Annotated in this window: 23 protein-coding genes and 1 pseudogene; 15 read left to right on the top strand and 9 right to left on the bottom strand. The window is 71.7% G+C overall.

The annotated features are described in order from the left end of the window. Nucleotides 1–220 precede the first annotated feature (220 nt). Nucleotides 221–2,290, top strand: coding sequence for a PhoX family protein (locus tag OG828_RS24615; protein WP_328360759.1), 2,070 nt, complete (start codon nt 221–223; stop codon nt 2,288–2,290). Between the two features lie 83 nt (nt 2,291–2,373). On the opposite strand, the gene OG828_RS24610 is transcribed toward OG828_RS24615, so the two are convergent. The 3 genes from OG828_RS24610 to OG828_RS24600 form a co-directional block, all read right to left on the bottom strand. Beyond that, on the bottom strand, nt 2,374–2,592 hold the full coding sequence (locus OG828_RS24610; RefSeq protein ID WP_210573217.1) for a hypothetical protein: 219 nt from the start codon (nt 2,590–2,592) through the stop codon (nt 2,374–2,376). Between the two features lie 140 nt (nt 2,593–2,732). Next, nucleotides 2,733–4,670, bottom strand: a complete 1,938-nt coding sequence (locus OG828_RS24605) for an FUSC family protein (protein WP_328502353.1) — start codon at nt 4,668–4,670, stop codon at nt 2,733–2,735. 28 nt (nt 4,671–4,698) lie between these two features. Continuing rightward, complete coding sequence (locus OG828_RS24600; protein ID WP_328502352.1) at nt 4,699–5,697, bottom strand: endonuclease/exonuclease/phosphatase family protein; 999 nt, start codon at nt 5,695–5,697, stop codon at nt 4,699–4,701. Nucleotides 5,698–5,848: 151 nt separating this feature from the next. Between OG828_RS24600 and OG828_RS24595 the strand changes: the two genes are divergently transcribed. After that, nucleotides 5,849–6,046 (top strand): hypothetical protein, encoded by a 198-nt coding sequence (locus OG828_RS24595; RefSeq protein ID WP_328360748.1) that lies wholly within the window; start codon nt 5,849–5,851, stop codon nt 6,044–6,046. Nucleotides 6,047–6,059: 13 nt separating this feature from the next. On the opposite strand, the gene OG828_RS24590 is transcribed toward OG828_RS24595, so the two are convergent. Continuing rightward, a complete protein-coding gene (locus tag OG828_RS24590) occupies nt 6,060–6,851 on the bottom strand; it encodes an alpha/beta fold hydrolase (protein ID WP_328502351.1) in 792 nt (263 codons plus the stop codon). Nucleotides 6,852–6,928: 77 nt separating this feature from the next. Between OG828_RS24590 and OG828_RS24585 the strand changes: the two genes are divergently transcribed. Further along, nucleotides 6,929–8,251, top strand: a complete 1,323-nt coding sequence (locus OG828_RS24585; RefSeq protein WP_328502350.1) for an aminotransferase-like domain-containing protein — start codon at nt 6,929–6,931, stop codon at nt 8,249–8,251. Here the strand turns inward: OG828_RS24585 and OG828_RS24580 are convergent. Further along, nucleotides 8,166–8,543 (bottom strand): annotated as a pseudogene (locus OG828_RS24580) (hypothetical protein); the annotation flags it as partial. The gene OG828_RS24585 and the pseudogene OG828_RS24580 sit on opposite strands and share 86 nt — an antisense overlap. A 197-nt stretch (nt 8,544–8,740) precedes the next feature. Between OG828_RS24580 and OG828_RS24575 the strand changes: the two are divergent. Further along, nucleotides 8,741–9,067 carry an SH3 domain-containing protein gene (locus OG828_RS24575; RefSeq protein WP_328360737.1) on the top strand — a complete coding sequence of 109 codons (327 nt, stop codon included), beginning with the start codon at nt 8,741–8,743 and terminating at the stop codon, nt 9,065–9,067. Between the two features lie 73 nt (nt 9,068–9,140). On the opposite strand, the gene OG828_RS24570 is transcribed toward OG828_RS24575, so the two are convergent. Next, complete coding sequence (locus OG828_RS24570) at nt 9,141–9,587, bottom strand: hypothetical protein (protein ID WP_328502348.1); 447 nt, start codon at nt 9,585–9,587, stop codon at nt 9,141–9,143. A 190-nt stretch (nt 9,588–9,777) separates the two neighbouring features. On the opposite strand from OG828_RS24570, the gene OG828_RS24565 reads away from it, so the two are divergent. The 5 genes from OG828_RS24565 to OG828_RS24545 all read left to right on the top strand — a co-directional run bounded on the left by OG828_RS24565 (nt 9,778) and on the right by OG828_RS24545 (nt 16,605). Then, on the top strand, nt 9,778–11,088 hold the full coding sequence (locus OG828_RS24565; RefSeq protein WP_443062430.1) for a PP2C family protein-serine/threonine phosphatase: 1,311 nt from the start codon (nt 9,778–9,780) through the stop codon (nt 11,086–11,088). Between the two features lie 84 nt (nt 11,089–11,172). Further along, nucleotides 11,173–12,294, top strand: a complete 1,122-nt coding sequence (locus tag OG828_RS24560) for a hypothetical protein (RefSeq protein WP_328360731.1) — start codon at nt 11,173–11,175, stop codon at nt 12,292–12,294. Nucleotides 12,295–12,378: 84 nt separating this feature from the next. Next, on the top strand, nt 12,379–12,747 hold the full coding sequence (locus tag OG828_RS24555; RefSeq protein ID WP_328360728.1) for a hypothetical protein: 369 nt from the start codon (nt 12,379–12,381) through the stop codon (nt 12,745–12,747). 4 nt (nt 12,748–12,751) lie between these two features. Further along, nucleotides 12,752–15,253 carry a vWA domain-containing protein gene (locus OG828_RS24550; RefSeq protein WP_328502347.1) on the top strand — a complete coding sequence of 834 codons (2,502 nt, stop codon included), beginning with the start codon at nt 12,752–12,754 and terminating at the stop codon, nt 15,251–15,253. Next, nucleotides 15,250–16,605, top strand: a complete 1,356-nt coding sequence (locus OG828_RS24545) for an extracellular solute-binding protein (protein ID WP_328502346.1) — start codon at nt 15,250–15,252, stop codon at nt 16,603–16,605. Before OG828_RS24550 ends, OG828_RS24545 begins: the two co-directional genes overlap by 4 nt. Here OG828_RS24545 and OG828_RS24540 read toward each other — a convergent pair whose 3' ends face one another. Continuing rightward, entirely contained in the window at nt 16,606–17,850 is a 1,245-nt protein-coding gene (locus OG828_RS24540) for an amidohydrolase (RefSeq protein ID WP_328502345.1), read from the bottom strand. A 273-nt stretch (nt 17,851–18,123) separates the two neighbouring features. Next, complete coding sequence (locus tag OG828_RS24535) at nt 18,124–18,417, bottom strand: hypothetical protein (protein ID WP_328502344.1); 294 nt, start codon at nt 18,415–18,417, stop codon at nt 18,124–18,126. A gap of 85 nt (nt 18,418–18,502) precedes the next feature. Here OG828_RS24535 and OG828_RS24530 point away from each other — a divergent pair, with 85 nt between their 5' ends. The 3 genes from OG828_RS24530 to OG828_RS24520 all read left to right on the top strand — a co-directional run bounded on the left by OG828_RS24530 (nt 18,503) and on the right by OG828_RS24520 (nt 20,233). After that, nucleotides 18,503–19,351: a helix-turn-helix domain-containing protein gene (locus tag OG828_RS24530; protein ID WP_328502343.1), complete on the top strand. Its 849-nt coding sequence runs from the start codon at nt 18,503–18,505 to the stop codon at nt 19,349–19,351. Beyond that, nucleotides 19,311–19,514 (top strand): DUF397 domain-containing protein, encoded by a 204-nt coding sequence (locus tag OG828_RS24525; RefSeq protein ID WP_328360713.1) that lies wholly within the window; start codon nt 19,311–19,313, stop codon nt 19,512–19,514. Before OG828_RS24530 ends, OG828_RS24525 begins: the two co-directional genes overlap by 41 nt. Before the next feature lie 122 nt (nt 19,515–19,636). Further along, nucleotides 19,637–20,233: a Uma2 family endonuclease gene (locus OG828_RS24520; RefSeq protein WP_328360710.1), complete on the top strand. Its 597-nt coding sequence runs from the start codon at nt 19,637–19,639 to the stop codon at nt 20,231–20,233. On the opposite strand, the gene OG828_RS24515 is transcribed toward OG828_RS24520, so the two are convergent. Next, entirely contained in the window at nt 20,230–20,421 is a 192-nt protein-coding gene (locus OG828_RS24515; protein ID WP_328442653.1) for a hypothetical protein, read from the bottom strand. The genes OG828_RS24520 and OG828_RS24515 overlap by 4 nt on opposite strands. A 90-nt stretch (nt 20,422–20,511) precedes the next feature. Here OG828_RS24515 and OG828_RS24510 point away from each other — a divergent pair, with 90 nt between their 5' ends. The 3 genes from OG828_RS24510 to OG828_RS24500 all read left to right on the top strand — a co-directional run bounded on the left by OG828_RS24510 (nt 20,512) and on the right by OG828_RS24500 (nt 23,680). Further along, nucleotides 20,512–21,855, top strand: a complete 1,344-nt coding sequence (locus tag OG828_RS24510; RefSeq protein ID WP_328360707.1) for a helix-turn-helix domain-containing protein — start codon at nt 20,512–20,514, stop codon at nt 21,853–21,855. Between the two features lie 71 nt (nt 21,856–21,926). After that, complete coding sequence (locus OG828_RS24505; protein ID WP_328439595.1) at nt 21,927–22,937, top strand: permease; 1,011 nt, start codon at nt 21,927–21,929, stop codon at nt 22,935–22,937. Continuing rightward, nucleotides 22,934–23,680 (top strand): TIGR03943 family putative permease subunit, encoded by a 747-nt coding sequence (locus OG828_RS24500; protein WP_328504936.1) that lies wholly within the window; start codon nt 22,934–22,936, stop codon nt 23,678–23,680. Before OG828_RS24505 ends, OG828_RS24500 begins: the two co-directional genes overlap by 4 nt. Nucleotides 23,681–23,759: the final 79 nt, after the last annotated feature.

Genomic DNA, 23,759 nt, shown 5'->3' with positions numbered 1-23,759 from the left:
ACACGTAAGGTTAGCCGCCCCGGATGGTGATCTTCGGGAGGGGCAGGGTCGGCGGGATGTCCTGAGTCAAGGGCCGGACCGGTCGAATATCCGCCACGAACGTAACGAACGTACAGGCACCTCCAGTTCACCTTTAGTTCACCGTGTCGCCCCGCTCCCGCACAAACATGCGCCTACCGTCCGTCACGCTGGTTACAAGGGGAAGCAAGGGGAAAACAAAGTGCGCATTCCGCTCCCGCTCGTCAGAACGCCGTCCGATTCGCATCCCGGTGGCCGGTCGGCCATGACCTGTTTGTACCGGTGTGGGAACGCCTGCTTCCACGAGGTGCCCAACACCACCACCAACGAATACGTCGGCGACGTCATCCAGGGCGCCCTCAGCCGCCGTTCGGTGATGCAGGCCGCCGCCGTCGTCACGGTGGCCGCCGCCGCGGGCACCGCCGTGACCGCCGCCGCGGCCCCGGAGGCCGCCGCCGCCACTCAGACGACGTCCACCTTCGGCTCCTCCAAGGGCGCGCGCGGGCTTCGTTTCACCGCTGTCGCCCCCAACACCAACGACGTGGTGACCGTTCCCGACGGCTACGCCCAGAACGTCGTCATCCGCTGGGGCGAGCCCATCCTGCGCGGCGCCCCGGCCTTCGACCCGGACAACCAGACCGCCAAGGCGCAGGCGGGCCAGTTCGGGTACAACAACGACTTCCTCGCGCTGCTGCCCCTCCCGGGTGAGTGGAACCGGCAGATCCTCGTCGCCAACCATGAGTACACCGACGAGGTGCTCATGTTCCGTGGCTACGACGCCGCCAACCCGACCAGGGAGCAGGTCGAGATCGCGTGGGCCGCCCACGGTCTGTCCGCCGTCGTCGTCGAGGGCGACCGGAAGACCGGCAAGCTCAAGCCCGTGCCCCGGCACCCGCTCAACCGTCGCGTCACCGCGACGACCGAGTTCAAGATCACTGGCCCCGCCGCCGGTTCGGACCTGCTGAAGACCTCCGCCGACCCGACCGGCACCAAGGCGCTCGGCACCCTCAACAACTGCGCCGGCGGCACCACCCCGTGGGGCACCACGCTGCACGGCGAGGAGAACTTCAACCAGTACTTCGCCAACAGCAGCCGGGCGACGGACAAGCGGTACGGCATCGGCACCACCGCCACCGAGCGCAAGTGGGAGCTCTTCGACAAGCGCTTCGACGTCGCGCAGGAGCCCAACGAGGTGCACCGCTTCGGCTACGTCGTCGAGCTCGACCCGTACGACCCCACCTCCAAGCCGCGCAAGCACACCGCGCTGGGCCGCTTCAAGCACGAGGGCGCGACCGTGCGGCTCACGGACGACGGCCGTCCCGTCGTCTACTCCGGTGACGACGAGCGCTTCGACTACTTCTACAAGTTCGTCGGCAGCAAGCGGATGAAGAAGGGGTCGAGCAGGGCGGTGCGCGAGCACAACCTCTCGCTGCTCGACGAGGGCACGCTGTACGTCGCCAAGCTCAGCGGCGACTCGCCCGCCATCGAGATCGACGGCACCGGCAAGCTCCCCAGCGACGGCGAGTTCGACGGCAGCGGTACGTGGATCCCGCTGGCCACCGCCACGGCGAAGGGTGCCGTCTCGCACGTCGAGGGCATGACCGCCGACGAGGTCTTCGTCTTCACGCGCCTCGCCGGTGACAAGGTCGGCGCCACCAAGATGGACCGGCCCGAGGACATCGAGCCCAACCCGCACACCGGCAAGGTGTACGTCGCCCTCACCAACAACACCAACCGCGGTACCGGCACGAACGCCAAGGCGGACGAGGCCAACCCGCGCAACGCCAACAAGCACGGGCACGTCCTGGAGCTGACCGAGCGCTGGAACCGCGCCGACAGCACCAAGTTCGCCTGGTCGCTGTTCCTGGTCGCGGGCGACCCGAACGACCCGGCCACCTACTTCGCCGGGTTCCCGAAGAACAAGGTCAGCCCGATCTCCTGCCCGGACAACGTCGCCTTCGACCGGTACGGCAACCTGTGGATCTCCACCGACGGCGCCCAGCTCGGCTACCACGACGGTCTGTTCGGCGTAGCTACGCGCGGTGACCGGCGCGGTGAGCTGAAGCAGTTCGCGACGATGCCGATCGGCGCGGAGACCTGCGGCCCGGTCATCCAGGACCGGCGCGTTCTGGTCGCCGTACAGCACCCGGGCGAGAAGGACGGCGCCACCGTGGAGAAGCCGGCCAGCACCTGGCCCGACGGACCCGGCAAGTACGTCCGCCCGGCGGTCGTGGCGGTGTGGCGCAAGGACGGCTGCGACATCGGCGTCTGATCGCACCCGTACGCAACCCGTACGCATACGGATGCGGGCCGCTCCCCTCAGGGGAGCGGCCCGCATCCGTTTGTTCGTGCAGATCAGGGAGCCGTCACGCAGTTCACGGCCGGGAGTTCGGCCGGGGCCGCGAGGGCGGTGGGGTCGAGCAGGGCGGCCGGGTCGACGAGTCCGGTGACGGTGCCCGGAGCCTCGGTGAGGCAGGTGACGGCGGCCGACGGGTCCGGCACGGCGGTGGCGGCCGGGGCGGCGGCGCCGGCGAGGGCCAGGGTGCCGAGGAGGACGGAGGCGGTGCGACGCATGGAAAATCCCCTTATCGGGAGGGCGGTTGAACAGGATTGATCATTACCTGTACGCCCTCCCGAACTCGCCCTGCGTCACTCGCACGAGAACGACGTAACGATTCACCGCCTGCGTGGAGTTGACCAGGCCGCCGTCGCGGTCAGTGCGGGGACGCGATCGCTCTGGCTGCCGCCACCTCCTGGCGGAGTGGTTCCAGGACGCTTTCCGACGGGCCGGTCAGGTCGGTGCGGACCTCGTACAGGACGTCGGCCTCTCGCAGGCCTTCGGCCAACTCCTGGAGTTGCAAGGTCACTTGAGCGACCTCCGCGGCCGAGGGAGGGTTCGCGCCGTGCTTCACCCGCACCCGTGCCGCCGTCGTCACGTCGACGATTCGTTCCACGGCGACGACCAGGGGCCACCAGGCGGCGGCGCGGCGGCCGGTGGGTGGGGGTTCGGTCAGCGCGCGCTGGAACTCCGTGCGGATGACGGAGAGGTCGCGGTAGAGGCGGCGGCGCATGCGGGCGCGGGCGGCGGGGTCCTCGCCCTTCCCGAAGGCCGCCTCCACATACGCCGCCGTGTCCGACACCGCGTCCGCGAGGCGGTCGCCCACGCGTACGTGCCAGCTCTCCGGCCAGAGCAGGTAGCCCGCGACCAGCGCGATCGCGCAGCCCATGAGGGAGTCGACGAGGCGGGGCAGCAGCAGGCCCGTTCCCTGGCGGTTGAGGACGTCGGAGAGGAGGAGGATCACCGGGGTGATGGCGGCGGTCTGATAGCCGTAGCCGCGCGGGGTGAGGGCGGGGATCAGCGGGGCGAGCAGCAGCATCACCGGTACGTCCCACCAGCCTCGCGGCACCTGGGAGAGCACCGCCGCCGCGACGACGAGTCCGGCGACCGTGCCGAGGGCCCGCAGCAGCGCGCGTGAGAAGACCGATCCGAAGTCGGGCTTGAGGACGAAGGTGATGGTCAGTGCCACCCAGTAGGAGCGCGGGACCGTGATGATCGACACGAGGACCTGGGCCAGGCCGATGCACAGGGCCAGGCGCAGGCCGTAGCGCCAGGAGGTGGCGGACAGGATCACGTTCCGTCCGGCCTGGGCGGCGCGGATGCGGAGGGCGGCCGGGCGGCCGAGGCGGTCGTCGATGCCGTGGGGGTCGATGTCCGGGGCGGCGACGACGGAGGCCGCGTGGCGCACGGCGTGGTCCATGGCGCGGTTCGTCTCGCTCACGGCCGCCGGCAGGTCGAGCCCTATCGGGCCGGTGTAACCGGTGTCGATGGCCTCCGCGACGTGCCGGACCGCTGACGGAATCTCGGGCGGGAGCGGCTCTCCGGTCAGGTGGGCCGCGGGGGCGGCCTCCACGACGGGCGTGATGGCGTTCAACTGGGCGAGCAGCCGGGTGAGTTCGGGGCTGCGGCCGTGGTGGCGGGTGCGCCGGGCGAGGACGAGGTCGTACGACTGGTTCAGCGACTGCGTGACGGAGTGGCGGGCGGTGTCGTACGCGTCGGGATCACCGGTCGCCGCCAGCAGTTCGGCCACCGTCCGGTAGGTGTCCGCGACCGCCGTCCGCTCCGGCACCCCGCCCCGCAGCGGCCAGGCCAGCAGCGCGAGCAGCAGCACGAGGAGCCCGCCACCGGACATCAGCGCCGGCGCGAGCCACCACTCGCCCGGCATCGGCAGGCCCGCCCCCACCACGGAGTTGAGGAGCAGCAGCAGTCCCGATACGGAGGCGACCGCGCCGATCGTCGAGATCATCCCGGAGACGAGCGCGACGCCGGTGACGGCGGCGACCGCGAGCCAGCCGTGGCCGAAGACCAGCGAGCCGAGGGTGATACCGACGGCGCCGAAGAGCTGCGGGACGGCGATGTTGAGGATCCGCATCCGGTAGGCGTCGGCGGTGTCGCCGATGACTCCCGACAGCGCGCCCATGGAGGCGAGGGCGCCGTAGGCGGGCCGGTCGACGGCGAGGCCGATGGCGAGGGGCAGGGCCATGGCGAGGGCGGCGCGGGCGACGGCGGACCGGTTGACGGGCGCCGGTACGGACCGGAGGTTCCGGACCAGCCAGTCGGGGGGCGTCAGGCCGATGGGGAACTCTCGGGACATGGCCCCATTATGTTCGCCCCTGACAACCTCATCCCCGCTGGTGGAGCGTGACGTCGACCAGCAGCGACCGGTGGTCGGTGTCGGCGAGGTCCAGGAAGCGGGCCGTGCGCGCGGAGAAGTCCGGGGACAGCAGCACATGGTCGATCTGGGTGCCGAACGTCGGTGTCGTCCGGGTCGGCCAGCTCGGCGTGCGGTCGTCGCCGGTGAGCCGGGCCGCGTCGCGCAGACCGGCGTCCAGGATGCGGCGGAAGGCGGCGTGGTCCTGGGAGGCGTTGAAGTCACCGGCCAGGATGGTGGGGGTCTGCTCGTCGGCGCTCACGTAGTCGCGCAGGGCGCCCAGCTCCCGGCGCCATACGTCCGTCTGCCCGGGCAACGGCGGCATGGGGTGCGCGAGCTGGAGCCGTACGTCGTGCCCGCGCACGTCGGCGACGGCGCCGGGCATCGCCAGCGTGCCGGGGATGCCGTCCGTGCCCTGGAGCGGGAAGCGGCTGAGGATGACCGACCCCTCGGAGCCACCGGCGATCACGGCCTCACGGTGCGGATAGTCGGCGGCCAGGTCGCGCTTGAGCACCGTGTCGCAGGCGACGTCGCACTCCTCCACGAACACGATGTCCGGCTTGTCGCGTCGTACGGTCTCGACGAGGGCGTCGGTGGCCTGCCCGAACTCGACGTTCGAGGTGAGCACACGGAACGAGGCGAGGACGGGTCCGGTCGGCTGGGCGCTCTTGCCGTACGGCTCGATGAACCACGCCAGCAGACCCAGCAGGACGACGCCCCACACCGCCCCGACCCACCACCGCGCGAGCACGGTGAGCAGCAGCCCGAGACCCGTGGGCACGAGCAGCCAGGGCAGGAAGGCGAGGACCTGCGGGACGGGCGTGATGGCGTCGGTGTCGGCGAGCCGGCAGCCCACGACGACACTGACTCCGGCGAACAGCAGCACGGCGAACCCGACGCCGGGACGCCGCGAGGTCCGTCGCTCGCGCCCGTCACCGGAAGCGGTCCACTCGGCAACCTCGGTGTCCAATTCCCGGCCTTTCGTTCGCGGGTGGGGTGGCCGAATCCTCCCTCACAAAAGACGGGAGCGGTGCGGGGGAGGTTGCACCGAGTGGGAGGGGTCCCGAGGGCGCGCGCGCATGATGTGGCGCCGGTCATCGAGTGGGAGAGGGAGATCCGAGATGACACCCGTACAGGTCGACTGGTTGACCCTGCTGCTTGCGCCTTTCGCCCTGGTCGGGCTGGTGGTCGCCTTTCCGGCCATACGCTCGGCGATCAAAAGGGGTGAGCCGGCGCCCGGCTGGGCGAAGGGCGTCCAGGGGGTGGCGGTCACCTGCGCGCTGCTCATCGCCCTGCTGAACGTGGCGAGGACCTACTGACACCCGGGAGGCGTCAGGAGGTCGCGCAGTCGTCCACCGACACCAGGAACTGCCCCAGCACCTCGTTGAATTCAGCCGGGCGTTCCAGGTTCGGCATGTGGGCCGCCCCCTCGACGACCCTGAGCGTCGAGTCGGGCAGTGCCGCGTGCATCGCCTCCGCGTCCGTGACCGGTGTGTATGTGTCGTCGGCGCCGACGACGACCAGCGTCGGGACGGTGACGTGGGTCAGCAGGGTGCGGTAGTCGGGGCGTTCGGCGCGGCCGCGCAGGGCTGCCGCCGCGCCTTCCGGGGGCGTCGCCGTCATCATGCGGTGGACGTGGGCCTTGACCTGCGGTGAGGCGTACGGCGCGACCATCTTCTCCAGCACCTCGTCGGCGTATCCGCGCATGCCTTCGGCCAGCAGCCGGTCCGCCATCTCGTTGCGGATCACCTTGCCCTCCGCCGTCTCCGCCGCCGGGAAGGTGTCCGCGAGGACCAGGCCCCGGATGCGCTCGCCGAAGAGGCGGTAGCACTCCATCGCGATCTGGCCGCCCATCGAGAGGCCGGCCAGGACGAACTCCCGCACCTTCAGCTCGTCCAGCAGCGCCTCGATGTCGCGGGCGAAGTCGGAGAGGGGGGTGACGCCGGGGACCACCGGGGAGGCGCCGTAACCGCGCAGGTCGGGGGCGATGACCCGGCGGGAGGCGGAGAACGCCTCGGTCTGCGGGGTCCACATCGTGCGGTCGAAGGGGTGGCCGTGGATGAGGACGAGGGGGAGCAGGGAGGTATCCGCTCCTTTGTCCTCGTATGTGAGGAAGGGTGCCATGTGGATGACCCTAGATCCGGTCAACTCCTCGGTGCAATAAGATCTTTGTCCTCGGTGCAATCCTGGGAGGGAGTTGAGTGGACGACTACCGGCGTCTCGCCGACCGCATCGCCGACGACATCACCGCCGGCCGGCTCGGCCCCGGCGAACGGCTGCCTCCGCAGCGCCTGTTCGCGCGCCGCCGCGGGATCGCCGGGTCCACGGCCGGGCGGGTGTACGGCGAACTCGTACGCCGGGGCCTGGTCGTGGGGGAGGTCGGCCGGGGTACGTTCGTCCGGGCGACGCCTGTCATGTCGTACGGCCGTCAGCTCGTGGAAGCGGCGACTGCCGCGCCCGTGAATCTGGAGCTCAACTACCCCTCCGCGCAGGGCCAGTCGGAGCTGCTCGCCCCCGCTCTCGCCCCGCTCCTGCGCCCCGATGTTCTGACGGAGGCCCTGCGTCCGGCGGCGGCCACCGGTACGGCTCCGGCACGGGAGGCGGCGGTCGGCCTGCTCGCCACCCCGGGTTGGCGGCCTGCCCCTGCCCAACTGCTCTTCACGGGCAACGCCCGTCAGGCCATCGCCGCCGCTCTTGCCTCCCTGGTCCGGCCCGGTGGTCGGGTCGGTGTCGAGCCGTTGACGTATCCGCTGGTCAAGGAGATCGCGGGGCGGCTCGGCGTCACCTTGGTGCCGCTCGCCGCCGACGAACGCGGCCCGCTCCCCCAGTCGATCGCCGCCGCCCATCGCACGGCCCGCCTGTCCGCGCTCTATCTGCAGCCGACGCTGCACAATCCGACGTCGGTGACGGTGGATGAGGCGCGGAGGCGCGAACTCGCGGGTGTCGTGGGTGACTTGGGGATTCCTGTCGTGGAGGACCGCATCTGGTCCTTCCTCAGTGATGCCGAGCCGTTCGCCGTGCACGCCCCCGAGCTGACCCACGTCGTCGACGGGCTGTCCAAGCGCGTCGCGCCCGGGCTCACCGTGGGTTTTCTCGTCGTACCGCGGGATCGGGTGGAGGCTGTGGCCGCCGCGATCCGGTCCGGGGGGTGGAGTGCGGGGCGGTTCGCGCTGGAGGCGGCCGTGCGGTGGTGCGGGGACGGGACGGTGGCGCGGCTGGTCGAGGGGAAGCGGGAGGATGCCGCGCGTCGGCAGCGGCTCGTCGCCCGGCACCTCGACGGGTTCGGCATACGGTCCGATCCTCGCGCCTATTACGCCTGGTGGGAGTTGCCCGCGCCCTGGCGTGCGGACACGTTCACGGCCGCGGCGGCCGAGCACGGGATCGCGGTGACACCCGGGCCCGCGTTCGCCGTGGACCCGGCGCGGACGCCGGACGCGGTCAGGCTCGGGCTCGCGTCCGTTCCTGAGCCGGATCTGGAGCGGGCGTTGCGGACGCTCGCCGACGTCGTACGAGGTGGCATGTGAGGGCCACGGTGAGGCCCAGGGCGACCAGGAGCCAGGAGACCGTGCGCAGGGTGGTGGTGAGGGCGTCGTAGACGGTGCTCGTGGCTGGGTGGTGGGCGTCCTTGGGCAGGCCGGCGAGGGTTAGGCGGCGGCCGATCTCGACGGTCAGGGCGAGGAGCGCGCCGCCGAGTGCGGTGCCGAGGGCGGTGGCGGTGAGTGCGCGGCGGCGGTAGGCGGCGACTGCGATGCCGGTGATGGCGGACACGGTGGCCGCCAGGGGGAGCCAGAAGGCTGCGACTTGGAGCACGTGGAACACCTCGTCTGCGGGTTCGTGGTGGCTGGTCGCGCAGTTCCCCGCGCCCCTTTGGGGCGCGCTGCCGCGGGCGCACATCTTTAGGCAACGGCCTCCTGGCCCGGTGCGCCACCTCGGTGGCTGCATACGAGGGCGCTCTCCGGTGGAGGGTTCACCCGATCGGGTGTCTCATGGTTCTGGGGAGAAGGAGGCCGATCATGCGCACCACTCCGGCCCTGCGGACCCTGGCCGTGGCCCTGCTGACCGGCGGAAGTCTCGCCGTCTCGACGGTGGGCGGCACGGCACACGCCGGCAGCGGAGGATCCTCCGGTCCGATCTGGGGCACTGTCGTCTCCGCGACGAAGCTTGACGTGAGGCAGTCGCCGACCGTCCACTCGCACGTCGTCGCACGGCTGGCACCGGGCAGTCAGGTCCGTATCGACTGCCGGGTCGTCGGACAGAGTGTCAACGGAAACCCGTACTGGTACCGGCTCGTCGGCGTCCAGGCATGGGCGAGCGCCGCCTTCGTCCACACCAACTGGTGACCGGGGGAAGGGAAACAGGGGAGCGCGTGGGCTCCGGCAGGCTGTGCCGGGGCCCACGCGTGCGCAGTTCGGGTCAGCGGGGGAGGGGGTTTCCCTCGGCGTCCTCGTGTGTGTAGTAGCGGTAGAAGAACACCGTGAAGATGGCGGCCGTGATGAGCAGGCTCATCACCGTCGAGCGCAGCACGCTCGCCCCCGTCTGGCTGTAGAGGAACCCGAATGCCCCGCCGGCGAAGGCGGACTTCGTCAGTGAGTGCAGTTCCCGCTTCAGTCGCGGGGCCAGGATCGCCACAGCGATGCAGAGCACGATGAACGCGAGCGCGGTGGCGAAGCCGAACAGGATGTTCCAGCCGGTGATCTCGCCGCCGGAGCGCCGGTTGGCCGCGGCCCAGTAGCCGTAGACGAGCCCGAGGACCACGGGAATCGCATACCTCGCGATCCTGTGGGTGCGCTCGCTGAAGACGTCGGGTGTGGGGAGCCGCGTGGCCGGTCGTCCCCTGGGGCTGGGTGCCGCATGAGCCATGGGAGGACTCCTTTCCTGTCGCCCCTGTTCTCCTGTCGCTCTTGTCATCCAGAGCACACCTGGGCGGGGTCTCTGGCAAGTCGGTGGGAGACCCGATCGGCTCGGTGGGACACCCGGGTCGGCTCGGTGAGGAACCCGGACGGCCCCGGTCCGGATGCGGTCCGCGTGCGGCCGTGCTTCGCTGGGCGTCATGAGCGGGCGCGGACTGAGGCCGGTGGGCGGTCGGCGCCCGCTCGTACGACTGCCCGACGCCGTGCCCCGGGATGTGCTGCAACACCACCAGATGCTGCGGGTCCGGGACCGGAGCGTCGCCTGGGTGCCGCCGCTGCTGGTGCTCGTCGGCATCCTGATCGTCGACTGGAACACCACCCGGGACTTCCGGATCATCACCTGGATCGTGCTGGTGCCGAGTATCGCCGCCGCGATCTGCGGGGTGTGGGGCACGGCCGCCTACGCGGTGCTCGCGACCGTCGCCTATCCCATCGCGGACGGCGCCTGGCCGAACGAGTACCAGGCCGGACCTGCCGACTTCTTCCTCGTCGCCGTCGGCAGTGTGCTGGCCGTGCTGGCCTGTGCGGTCAGGGTGCGCGGCGAGCGCCGCATGCTGCACATGCGGGACGTCACCGAGACCATCCGCCGTACGGTGCTGCGTCCGCTGCCGCCCGGCTGGGGCGGCCTGGAGCACGCGGCGGTGTATCTGACCGCCGATGTCGAGGCCCGCGTCGGCGGCGACTTCTACGACATCCAGCCCGGCCCGCACGGCACGCGCGTCCTGATCGGCGATGTGCAGGGCAAGGGCCTGGGCGCGGTCGAGGCGGCGGCCGCGCTGCTGGGCACGTTCCGCGAGGCCGGCTACCACGAACCGGATCTGGCGACGGTCGCCGACCGCCTCGAGGTGCGGATGCTGCGGCACGGCGGGCATGTCACGGCGCTCGGCCGCGACGACGGGGACCGCTTCGCCACGGCGGTGCTTGTGGGGTTCCCCGAGGGGAGCGCCGGGCGGTTCGGCCGCGGGTCCGTCGTGGCTGGTCGCGCCCACGCGGCGGAGCCGCATATGTCACAGCCCCGCGCCCCTTTGGGGCGCGTTTCGGAGCCCGGCGTTGTCGAGGTCGTTGTTTTTGCTCACGAGCCGCCGCTCCTCGTCGGCACCGACGGCGTACGGTCCCTGCCGTCCGGCGGCGACACCCTCCCCCTCGGCCTGAGCACCCTCGCCCCCGCCCAGGACCCGCCGCCCGTCCAGCAGGTGACCCTCGCGCCCGGCGAGACGCTGCTGATGACCACGGACGGCGTCACCGAGGCCCGGGACACCGACGGCGTCTTCTACCCGCTCGCCACGGAGGTCGCCCGCGCCGTCGCCGCCGACCCGCGCACCGTCGAACCCCGCCGCCTCGTCGCCTTCGTACGGGAGGGTGTGCTGCGGCACTGCGGGGGACGGCTGGCCGACGACACGACGGTGTTCGCCGTACGGCGGCTCAGGCCCGTGGAGGCGCGGGACGGTTGACGGTTTGCGGTCCTGACACCCACCTTTGCAGGCGCAGCGGTTACGGTGCTGCCGTAAGTGATCGACGGGGGATTGGGAGGGACGATGCCCGGAACCGTGCTGCTGCTGGCGGCCTCGCCGCTCGGCAAGGGGCGATTGGTGGACGCCGCGTCCGTGCTTCCCGTCCTCGCGGCCGTCCCGCCCGCCGTCCTGTCCGGCACGGACACCGCGAACGTCGTCGAACTCGCCGACCCCCTCGAGCCGCAGGCCGTCCTCACCCGGCTGCGCGCCGCCGCGGGCGCCCCCGGCCCGCTCACCGTCTTCATCACCGGCCAGCTGCAGATCGACCGCCGGCAGTTCCTGCCGCACCTGGCGCTGGCCCGGACGACGCCGTCGACGGTGCGGTACACGGCGTTCCCGTGGCACTGGGTGCGGGAGGAGCTGCGGCTGCGGGCGGCGGGGACCACGAGCCTCCTCCTCGATCTGCACGCCGACGCGGAGACTTGGGACCATCTGCGCACCCGGCCCTTCGACTCGGGCGGCAACAGCGCCGTCTACGGCCGTATCGCGCCGCCGCCTCCCCGGCGGACCGTGGCGGTGCCGTCGTACATGAAGGCCGTGGCGACGATCCTGCGCAGCGGGCACCGGCCGCCGCTGGAGCAGTTGCATCAGCTGGCGCTGAGCCGGATCGCCAACGAGGGGTCGTACGGTGACCTGGTGCTGACGCCGTCGGCGGTGCCGATGCCCGTTCACGTGCCGCGCCCGCAGCATCCGCCTCAGGTCGCCGATCCGCACTCCGCGATCAGCGCCGCCGTGCAGGCGGAGCGGCACGACGACGCCGACGCGCTGGCCGCACATCAGGAGCAGACCGCGGTGCGGGCGTACGGTCCCGGTTCCGAACAGGCCCTGCACTGGGCCGAAGTCCGCGCGGATCTGGCCATGTTCGCCGGGGACCCCGTCCGCAGCTGCGGTACCTGGCTGGGCGTCGCGTCCGCGCGGCTGGCGGCCGGGCAGGCGCCGTCCGACCCGGCCGTCGAGGCCGCCGTCGACCGGGCGCACCACCAGTGGGGCCGGATCGCTGACCCGGCGCGGGCCCGCGAACTGGCGCCCACCCTGGCCGAGTTGAGGGCGCGGGTGCCGGGGCGTCGGGAGGGCGCGCTGGATCACATCCAGCGGCATCTGAACCAGCTCCAGACACAGAGTCGGTCCGCGCAAACAGCGCACTGAGTTCCGCTTGTGCCGCAAACGCACTTCAGTGCCCCGGTGACGAACCCTTCAGTGCCCGCAACCTCCCTGCCATGATGGTGAGTTATGGCTGAGGGGGATGGAGTGGCCGACCGGGACGAGCGAGCGATCCGCGTCCGGCTGGACGAGACCGCGGGCGAGGGCGACATCGACGCGCTGCGGAACTGGCTCGAGCGGGAACAGCCGCTCGACGAGATGGTGCGCAAAGGCGAGCTGCGGATCCACGAACGGGCCCGCACGGACGAGACCGGTGCCCCGATGGGCGTCGGCATGGAGATCGTCATCCAGCTGATCGGGGCCGCCGGGGGCGCCGTATTCCTTCAGCTGCTCAACCAGGTCGGACGGTCCGTCGACGCCTGGCGTGCCAACCGCCGCCAGGTGGAGGACGGCGAGCCGCCCGCAGGAACCGTCGACCCGTTGGACGGCGACGGGTAGTCCGGTGAGCCCCAGCAAGAACCGGGCGCTGCTGGTCGGAGTGTCCACGTACGAGGACAAGAAGCCGCCGACCGGGGTGCCCGGGGACCTTCCAGCCGTCGACCACAATCTGACGATGCTCAGACGGGCGCTGCTGCGGGGCGGTGTGTTCGACGAGGACTCGATCACCGTCTGCCGGTCGCCCTCGCAGGACGAGTTCAACGAGGCGCTGCACTCCGCCGCCGCGGAGACCGACGGGCTGCTCCTGCTGTACTTCGCCGGGCACGGCGCGACGCCCAGCTCCGGCGTCCCGCTGTTCCTGCAGATGCGCAACGCGCGCGTGATCAGGGGCGGACACACCGTCTTCCACGGCGCGGTGAAGTACGACGACGTGCAGACCGTGCTGCTCAGCAGCCCGGCCGAGCGGATCGTGGTCGTCCTCGACTGCTGCTACGCCGGCAACGCGGGCGTCGCCTGGGAGCGGGAGCACGAGTACCGCGACAAGCGGCGGGTGCTGCTGCTGATGAGCGTGCAGGCCAACCACCGCATCGACGCGGGCGACCCCGCCACACCGACGCCGTTCACGGCCAAGCTCGTCCAACTCCTCGAGGAACCGGGCGAATGGTCGTTCCGCTGGCTCTCCGGCCGGATGCGTGAGGTGATGGCCGGGCAGAAGACGATGCGCGGTGAGCCATGGGTGCCGCAGAGCCGGGCCGAGCCCGGGGAGGACGTACTGCTGTCCGCGCGGACGGAGAGCGGTGCCGTGCCGCCGCCGCGGACCGAACCGGCCCCCCTGTCGTCCAGACCTTCGCGCCTCCTGAAGCACCTGCGCCACCTGCGCCACCGCGCCGCCCTCGGCACCCTCGTCCTCACCCTCACCGCCTTCGCCTTCGGCACCTACGGCCTGGTGGCCCTCGTCGGCTCCTCCCCCGCCTGCGCGCCGCCCCTCGAACTGCGCGTCCTGACCGACCCCGACCTGAAGCCGATGGTCACCTCGGCGGCGAACACCTATCTGACGTCGGAGGAGAACACGGACGGGGACGGATGCCGGGTCAGTGGGATCACCGTGTACAGCGCCCGTTCCGCCGACGTGGTGACCGCGCTGCGCGAGGAGTCCGAGCCCTGGCAGGAACCCCGGGCGGAGGAGACCAACCCGCAGCGGGACATCGGGCCGCAGGCCGACATCTGGATCCCGGGTTCGCCCGCCGCCGCCCAACGGGCCGAACACGAGCGGGACACCAATCCCAAGGCCTGGCTGGAGGTGGAGCGGCAGCCCCTCGCGTACTCCCCGGTCGTCCTCGCCGTACCGACCACCCTTCCCGTCGCCGACCAGCGCACCGGCCGCAAGCTCAGCGAGCTGATCGCCGATCTGCGTGGCCGCGCGGACCAGGCCGAAGTGCGCCGCAGCGACCCGGAGTTCGCCGACTCGGCGCTGTTCGCCACGATCGGCCTGTACGACGGGGCCGACCGTGCGCTCGACGTGGAGAAACAGCTCGACCAGCCGGGGCCGCCGTCCGACACGGCCGCGCAGTTGCTGTGCGAACTGCCCCGCGACGACGCGGTGGACGACCGCACGGCCGTCCTCGTCCCCGAATTCCTGCTGAAGTCCGGGGTCGGCTGCGACAGCCAGCGGCGCAGCGCGCGGACCGCCGAGTATCCGAGGAACGTGCCCGGGCTTGAGCCCACGTTCGTGCGGGTGCGCTGGCAGGACGGCGACCTGGACCGGGCCGCGCGGGACGCGGCCGTGGCGGACTTCCGCTCCTGGCTCACCGACGGGCAGGGGCGGGACGCGTTCGCGCGCGCCGGTTTCCGCGAGCCCACCGGCGACCGTCTCCTGCTGGACGGGAGCGGGCCCGCACCCGGGGTGCTGCCCGATCCCAGTCCGCTGACGGAGGCCGCCGGACGGAACGAGACGGAGACGGCGTTGCAGGCCTACCGCGCCGCCCACGGTCCCGGCCGGGTCCTCTTCCTGCTCGACAGCTCCGGCTCGATGGCCTCCCTGTGGGACGGGCCCAGCGGCGGCCCCGGTCTGCTGAAGCAGTCCCTCGGCGGGCTCGGCGGCCAGGACGAGTACGGCGTGCGGACGGTGGCGGACACCCCCGAAGGCGACCGGTACGAGACCCTGCTCCCCCTCACCACCCACGACCGCGAGGACGCCGTACACAGGATCGACCAGGCCGCGGTCCGGTCCGGCGCCGACTCCGATCCGCACGCCGCGCTGCTCGGCGCACTCGACGACATGGCGGACCAGGGCGCCGACGACCGCCCCCAGCTGATCGTCTACATCACCGACAGCGGGGACCACGACCGGATGACCGGCGGAAAACTCGACGAGGTGCTGACCCGGGCGGAGTCGGCGGGCGTGCCGGTGGCGATGGTGTCGCTGCGCGGCGGAGCCTGCGGAGCGGGCAAGCCGGACGCCCGGATCGCCGCGGCGAGCGGCGGCCGCTGCCTGGACGCCGACGACGACATCGGCAAGGGCCTGTCCGCCGAGGTCGAACGGACGGGACTCGGGGAGGACCAGTGATCCGACGGACGGCGGCCCTGCTCGCCCTGCTGCTGGTGGCCGCCTGCACCGGCGGCGGGGACGGCACGTCCGCCGCGCCCTCCGACGACGTGGTCGGCGACATCGTCATCGCCAGCGGCCTGGACGTCACCGGCAAGAGCGGCATCCGCCAGCAGCTCATCGACGCCTGGAACGACCGGCAGGCCAAGGCGGGCACCGGGTTCAAGGCCACCCTGGTCGAACTCACCGGCAGCGCCGACGAACAGCGCAGCCAGCTCCTCGGCGCCCTCCAGTCGGGCAGCGCCACCTACGACGTGGTCAACCTGGACGTCACCTGGGTACCGGAGTTCGCCGAGTCCGGTCTCGTACGAAAGTTGCCCGACGACCTGCTCGACGACGACGTCATCGACTCCGTCGCCGACACCGCCCGCTGGGACGGCAAGGTGTACGCGGCGCCGTTCAACAGCGACGTCGGGTTGCTCTACTACCGGCGCGACCACCTGAAGGCCGCAGGCCTGGAGCAGACCGAGCTGACGGGCGACCTCACCTGGAAGAAGCTGCTCGGGGTGATCGACTCCCTCGGCGGCAACGAGCCCGAGGGCTACGAGAAGGGCTGGACCACGCAGCTCGGCCCCTACGAGGGCCGCACCGTGGGCGCCGTCGAGGCGTTCGCGTCGGCGGTGCCGGACCTGGAGCTGACCGACGAGCGGGGCGAGTACACCGGCGACGCCGAGACGTTGGAGAGGGGAATCCGGGAACTGCGCGAGCGCACCCGGACGCCGTACATCCTCCGGGACGCCTACGACTCGAACGAGGCCGCGTCGATGGCGGACTTCGCCGCGGGCCGCACCACGTTCCTGCGGCACTGGCCGTACGCCTACGGCACCCTGCACCAGACCCTCGACGAGAATCAGCTCGGCGTGGTCCCGCTGCCCGGCAAGGCGGTCCTCGGCGGGCAGAACCTGGCGGTGACGCAGGCCTCGCCGCGCGCGGGGAAGGCCATGGAGCTGATCGAGTTCCTCACCGGCGAGGAGAGCGAACGCTGCCTGCTGGACGCGGGGTTCGCGGCGACCCGGGAGTCGGCGTACACCGACGACACGGTCGACTGCACGGCGGCGGCCACGCCCGCGCCGTCCACGACGGGCGAGCGCCCCGACGACATGCCCCGCGAGGAAGGCCGCCCGGCCTACGCCCGCGCCACGCTCCTCCCCGCACTGCAGCAGGCCGTCCAACGCCCGCGCACCGCCCTGTACGGCGCCTTCACCCAGACCGTGATCGCCCAGCTGGACCCCCTGTTCACCGATGACCCGCCGCCGGAGGAGGAGCTGGCCAAGAAACTGCATACGGCCCTGAAGAAGGCCTTGCCCGGCTGATCAGCTCACCAAGTACGCCAACGCCCCCGCCACCAGCGTCCGCACCCCCGGCGCGACCACCGCGAGATCGGGCGCGAAGAGCGGGCTGTGGTTGCTGGGGACCGCGTCGATTCTCGCCATGAGGTCCTCGCCCTCCGCCGCGTCCCACACCTCGTCCGGCGTGCTGGTCACGAACCAGAAGCAGTACGGCAGCCCGCCCTCGCCCTCGGCGAGCTGCGCGAAGTCCTCGCTGCCCATCGCCGGGCCCGGGTCGAAGACGGCGGCGGAACCGAACACCTCGCGGTGCACCCCGGCGATACGGTCATGGGTCGCGAGGTCGTTCACCGTCGCCGGGAAGGCGTCGCCCAGCGTCACCTCCGGCTCGCGCGGACAGCCGGCGGCCAGGCACTCGCCCTGCGCGATACGCCTGATCGCCTCGACCATGCGGTCCCGCACCGCCGCCGACTGCGTCCGCAGGTTGAGGGAGATCCGGGCGGTGGCGGGGATGATGTTCGCCGCCGTGCCCGCCTCGATACGGCCGACGGTCAGGACGGCCGACTCGCGCGGGGCGACCTCGCGGCTGACGACGGTCTGCAACCGGGTCACCAGATACGCCGCCGTCACCACCGGGTCCACGGTCGTCTCCGGACGCGAACCGTGCCCACCGCGCCCGTGCACCACGATGTCGACGTCCGTCGTGGCGGAGAGGATCAGCCCGGCACGGTGCCCGAACAGGCCCACGGGACCCGGCGCCACATGCTGGCCGAGCAGGACGTCCGGGCGCGGCACACGGTCGTAGAGCCCGTCCGCGACCATCGCGGCCGCTCCCTGCCCGGACTCCTCGGCGGGCTGGCCGACCACGATCAGCGTCCCGGACCAGGCGTCCCGTCCGGCGGCCAGCGCCTGCGCCGCGCCCGTCAGCCACGTCACGTGCATGTCATGCCCGCACGCGTGCATCACCCCGGGCGCCTGCGACGCGTACGGCAGCCCCGTCCGCTCCTCGACCGGCAGCGCGTCCATGTCGGCGCGCAGCAGCACGGTCGGGCCGTCGCCGTTGCGCAGCAGGCCCGTGACGCCGGTGCCGCCGATGCCCTCGGCCGTGTCGAATCCGGCCGCGGTGAGGCTCTTGGCGAGCCCGGCCGCCGTCCGGTGCTCGCGGAAGGCCAGCTCCGGGTGCCGGTGCAGATCGCGGTAGAGGTCCTCGAGGGCGGGGAGGGGGAGGTCGGCAGTGAGGTCCAGCGCGGTGCGTGCGGCAGCAGACGTCATGGCGTCAGGGTAGGGCGATCACCTGTCGGGCCCGCGTATGCGGAAGGCCGCCGGCGGGACGAGGGGGCGTGTCCCGTCGGCGGCGGTTCAGGGGAGGTCGGTGCGTCAGAACGCGGGGACCTCGGCGGGCCGGGCCTTGTTGATGTTGCTCTGGAGGTTGCTGTTCTGATCAGGGTGATCAATCGGCCTTGGCGTCGCACTCGAACCACACGGTCTTGCCGGGCCGCTCGGCCAACGGCACCCACCCCCACCGATCCGTGACGGCCTCGACGATCACGACCCCGCGCCCGCCCTCGGCGAGCGCATCCACAGCTGTGGACAACGGCGGGCAAGGACTCGTGTCGGTGACCTCGACGCGTACTCCCGCTCCTGCGGCAGCCGCAGGATCAGCACCGTGGCACGCCGGCCGGGACAGTGGCGTACGACATTGGCGATCAACTCGGTGAGCGCGAGGGACGCCGAGTCGTACAGGTCGTCCATCCCCCACGCGGCGAGATACAGGCGGAGGATGCGGCGCAGGTGCCGGGCGCCAAGTCCTTCCTCGTGAGAGGCAGTTACGCGATTCATGTCACCAGCATGGAGTCATGTGATTACTCTCGGCTACAGACCGAACTGAACGCCGTGCCGCGTTCCGACCTGGGGGTGACCGCCCATGCCCAACGTCCGCAAACTCGACCCCACCGCCTCGCCGCTGGACTACTTCGGCTCCGAACTCCGCCGGTACCGGGAGTCGGCCGGGATGTCCCAGCAGGAGCTGGGCGAGTGCATCTTCTGCACCGGCTCCCTGGTGGGCCAGATCGAGACCGCCCACAAGGTGCCGACAAGGGAGTTCGCGGAACGGGCGGATGCGGCGCTGCTGACGGACGGGTGTTTCTCGCGGTTGGTGGGGCTGGTTCTGCGGAGCCAACTGCCGACGTGGTTTCAGCCGTACGCGGAGATGGAGGCGAAGGCGACGTACATCTCCACGTATCAGTCGCAGGTGGTGTACGGCCTTCTGCAGACGGAGGAGTACGCACGGGCGGTGCTGGGCGCACCTCAACCGGAGAACCTGGACGAACTGGTCGCGGCCCGCATGGAACGGCAGCGCGTCCTGCGGAAGGTGAAGCCGCCGCTGGTGTGGGTGGTGCTGGACGAGGCGGTGCTGTACCGGCCCATGGGCGGCCGGGAGGTGATGCGAAACCAACTCGCGCACCTGTTGAGCTTCCGGGACCAACGGCGCCTGAAGATCCAGGTGCTGCCGTTCTCGGCGGGGGAACACCCGGGCCTGACGGGCACCTTCAACCTCCTGCGCTTCGACGACGATCCGGACGTCGTCTACACCGAGGACTTCATCCAGGGCCACATGACGGCCAATCCGGACAGTGTCAGCGAGGGCTGGCTCCATTACGATCAACTGCGAGCTGCCGCGCTCTCGGTACGGGACTCGGCAGAATTGATCGCCCACGTGATGGAGGAGCGCTATGGAGACCAGCCAGCAGCTGAGGAGCGCGACGTGGCGTAAGTCCAGCTACAGCGGGAGCAGCGGCGGCGACTGCGTCGAGGTCGCCGATCTCACCCCGCGCATCGCCGTCCGCGACTCCAAGAACCCCGAGGCCGGCACCCTCACGCTCTCCCCGGAGGCGTACGCCGCCTTCGTGGGGCACGTCGGGCGCGTCGGCGCGTAGCCCGCGCCTCAGCCCCTGTATTTGCCGAGGGCGATCAGCAGGCAGTACGGACGAACGCCTTCGGGTCGCGCAGGTGGACCCGGACCCACTGGCCCGGTGTCGTAACTGAGTGGGTGGTTCGAATGCGTGACCCTGACGGCGGCAGTGACGCGGACAGCGGCGTGCCCGACTACGAGGGCGCGAGCGTGGGGCAGGTCTTCGAGTTCTTCAGTGCGACGGCCCCCAAGGGGTGGCGCGTGGAGCTGATCGAAGGGGAGATCTGCGTGACGTCGCTGGGGGACGGGGGGCACGCCACGGTCCTGTCGGAACTCACCGGGCAGGTCATCGACCGCTGCAATGACCCCTCCCTGCGCAACTACACCGGCATCGGCTTGAACGTTCCCGGCGACCCCGAGACCGGCCACGTCATCCCTGACCTGGTCATCGCCCCCAAAGGCAGCTTCCGCAACGAGGAGGAATGGCACGACCCCTCCGCCGTCCTCCTCGTCGCCGAGGTCACCTCCGACAGCACCGCCGTCCGGGACCGCGAGAAGAAGATCCGCGGCTATGCCCGCGCGGGCATCCCCGTCTACCTGCTGATCGACCGGCAGGAGGCAGAGGTGACGGTCTACTCCGAGCCCTCGGGCGACGAGTACGCCCAGGGCCCCAAGCACAAGCTCGGCCTCGCTGTCCCGCTCCCCGAGCCCCTCGGGTTCGAGCTGGACACCGGGGAGTTCTAGGACTCCCGCTGAACCAGCTGCTGCTGCACCGGTTCCGGTTCCGCCGCCCGCGCCGGGCCCGCGTTCGCGGCCAGCAGTAGGGTCGCTACCGCGATGACGGCGGCGGCGATGCCTCGGGTGTAACGCTGGGTGGGGCTGGTGCGATCGAGCACGGCGACCTCACAGCGGCGGGGGGTTGAGGAGTGCATTAAGCGGGTCTCCTACGCACGTTTAATCCGCCGTTTAACCTAGAGGCTGTGCTTGCCGAACGGCAAGAGGGGCAAGGGGAGTTGGGCGGAATGCCGGAGCGGGACGACCCGGAGATCATCGGGCGCCGGGTGCAGCGGCTGCGGGTCGAGCGGGGGTTGACGCAGCGGCAGTTGGCCGAGCCCGCGTACACGCCCGCCTATGTGTCGACCCTCGAGTCCGGGCGGGTGCGGCCCTCCGACGAGGCGCTGCGGCATCTCGCCGAGCGGCTCGGCGTCGGCTTCGACGAGCTGGCCAAGGGGCGGTCCGCCCGGCTCGTCACCGAGCTTCGGCTCCAGCTCACCGGCGCCCAGCGCACCCTCGCCACCGGTGAGACCGAGGCCGCCGCCCACGCGTTCAGGGCGGTGCTGGACGAGGCCGAGCCGCACGGGCTGGCGGAGGAACAGGCCGCCGCGCTGCTGGGGTTGGGGGAATGCGGGACGCAGACCGGCGAGCTGGTCGAGGCGCGCAAGTGCTTCGAGCGGGCCGAGGAGACCCTGGCCGACGCACCGCTGCCCGCCCGTGTCCCGGCGATCCGCGGCCGGGCCGTCGCGCACTACCTCGCCGGTGAACTGCGGTACGCCGTCTACCTGTTGGAGTCCACCCTCGACGAGCTGAACCGGGGCGGCCTGCACGACCCGGACGCCCTGCTGCTGCTCTACGCCTCCGCCATCGGGCCGTACATGGACATGGGCGCCCACGCCCGCGCCGCCCAGGCCGCCGAGTTCGCTCTCGCGCTCGCCCCGCGCGCGGGCGACCCGGCGCTGGTGGCCCGTATGCACCGGTCGGTCGCCCGCACCCTGCTCGCCGAAGGGCGGCTCGCCGAGGCCGACGCATCGCTCGCCAAGGCGGCCGAACTGTACCGGCAGCTGCAGATCCGCACCGAACTCGCCAACTGCCATTGGATGCGCGGGTACGTGTGCGCGCAGAACGGCGAACTGGAGCGTGCCGAGGACGAGTTGAGGGAAGCCCTCGACATGCTCTCCGCCAAGCGCGCCGCCCTCTACAGCAGCCAGGTCGCCGTCGAGCTGGCCGACGTACTCCACCGGAGGGGCAAGTCCGAGGAGGCGGCGGCCCTCCTGAACGGGGTCCTCGGTGATCTGTCCTCCGAGCGCGGCGCCGTCCACGCCGCCGCCGCGCACCGGCTGCTCGGGATCATCGCCGAGGACACCGGGGACACGGACGACGCCGAGGAGCACTACGTACGCGCGCTCAGCCTGCTGGAGCGCGCCGGGGCCGCCGGTGACCTCGCCGACCTGTGCCGGCTGCTCGGCGATCTGCTGCGCCGGACCGGGCGCGTGGAGGCGGCCCTGGACGCGTACCGGACGGGGCTGGGACACCGTACGGCCCCCGGCACCACCACCCTCGGACCCGCACCCGCACAGCCCCCTCTTTGAGATGGCAGGGCCTGCCCACAGGGGTTGCGGTTAGCCTGCGCGGGGAAAGCGGGACGATCAGGGCGAGGCACGTGGAAAACCAACGGACGACTGTGGCCGACGGCCTGCGGCTCGCCGTACGCACCCTCGTGTACGCCGTGCTCGGCGGCGCCGCGCTCCTCGCCATCGCCACCGTCGTCTCCGTGCTGGGGCCGATGGTGGCCCTCGACCTCTACACACCGCCCGTCGCCGCCTGGTGGACCGTCTTCACCGCCGTCGCCGTCCAGGGCGTGCCCTTCCTGCTCCTCGGGACGGTGGTCTCGGCGGCGATCGGTGCCTTCGTACCGGAGAAGGTCTTCAGCCGGCTGCTGCCGAAGAACCAGGCGCTCGCCGTGCCGGTGGCCGGTGCGGCGGGCGTCGTGCTGCCGGGGTGCGAGTGCGCGTCCGTGCCGGTGGCGGGGAGTCTGATGAGGCGAGGGGTTGCCCCGGCCGCCGCGCTCGCCTTTCTCCTCTCCGCGCCCGCGATCAACCCCGTCGTCCTCGTCGCGACCTCCATCGCGTTTCCGGGGCAGCCGATGATGGTCCTCGGGCGGCTCGTCGCCTCCCTCGCGACCGCTGTCGTCATGGGCTGGCTGTGGGTGCGCTTCGGCAAGGACGAGTGGCTGCGGCTGCCCAAGGGCCGTACGACGCCGAACGCGACGACCGGGCTGCGCGGCTTCGCCTCCGGGCTCCAGCACGACTTCCTGCACGCGGGCGGCTTCCTCGTCCTCGGCGCGGCTGCCGCGGCGACCTTCAACGTCGCCGTCCCGCGTTCCGTCCTGGACGTCTTCACCGGGTCCGCCTGGCTGTCGGTGCTGCTGCTTGCCGTCCTCGCGGTCGTGCTGTGCGTGTGCAGCGAGGCCGACGCGTTCGTCGCGGCCTCGCTGACCGGGTTCTCGCCGACCGCGCGGCTGGCGTTCATGGTGGTGGGCCCGATGGTCGACCTGAAGCTGATGGCGTTGCAGGCGGGGACCTTCGGGCGGGGCTTCGCGCTGCGGTTCTCGTCCGTGACCTGGGTGGTGGCCGTGGTGAGCAGCGTGCTGGTGGGGTGGTGGCTGCTGTGAGGCGCTACGGCTCGGCGGTCCTGCTCCTCCTGACCGGCGCCGCGATCCTGCGGATCTCGCTGTTCAGCGAGCTGTACCTGCGGTATGTGCAGTCGGGGCTACGGCCGTACCTGGTCGTGTCCGGGGCGGTGCTGGTGCTGCTGGGGGCGGCGGCGGGGGTCGTACGGTGGCGGGGGCGGCACGCGGATGAAGGGGAAGAGCACGAGGAAGGTCATGGGGGAGGTCATGGGCATGCGCATCCCGGGCCCCGGCTGGCCTGGCTGCTCGCCCTTCCCGCCCTCGCCCTGCTCCTCTTCCCTCCCCCGGCGCTCGGGTCCTACAGCGCCGGGCGCGAGGCGGCGCAGCGGGCGGCTCAAGGGGTCGGGACCTTCCCCGCGCTGCCCTCCGGGGACCCGGTGCGGCTGACGCTCGCCGAGTTCAGCTCCCGGGCGATCTACGACAGCGGGCGGTCCCTGAAGGGCCGTACCGTCCGCATGACCGGCTTCGTCACCCAGGACGACGACGGCACCTGGTATGTCACTCGCCTCTACGTCACCTGCTGCGCCGCCGACGCCACCGCCAGCAAGGTAGAGATCCGGGGCACTGACTTGTCGGGGCATCCTCCTACCGACGCGTGGGTCACCGTCACCGGCACCTGGCGGCCGAAGGGCGAGCTGGGCAGCGACGCGGCCTGGCCGCCGGTGCTGGACGCCGGGTCGGTGGTGCGGGTGAATCAGCCTGCGGATCCGTACGAGAAGCGGTAGGCGGGCGTTTCGGGCCTGGTCCCTCGGGTAGTCGGGCGGCGTCCGGGACGGACGGTCCTGTGGGCCGCGCCCCGGACGC

The organism is Streptomyces sp. NBC_00457 (assembly GCF_036014015.1).
GTDB lineage: Bacteria > Actinomycetota > Actinomycetes > Streptomycetales > Streptomycetaceae > Streptomyces.
Note: the sequence above shows the minus strand (reverse complement) of the source record. Positions and strands in the feature narration are given on the sequence as shown.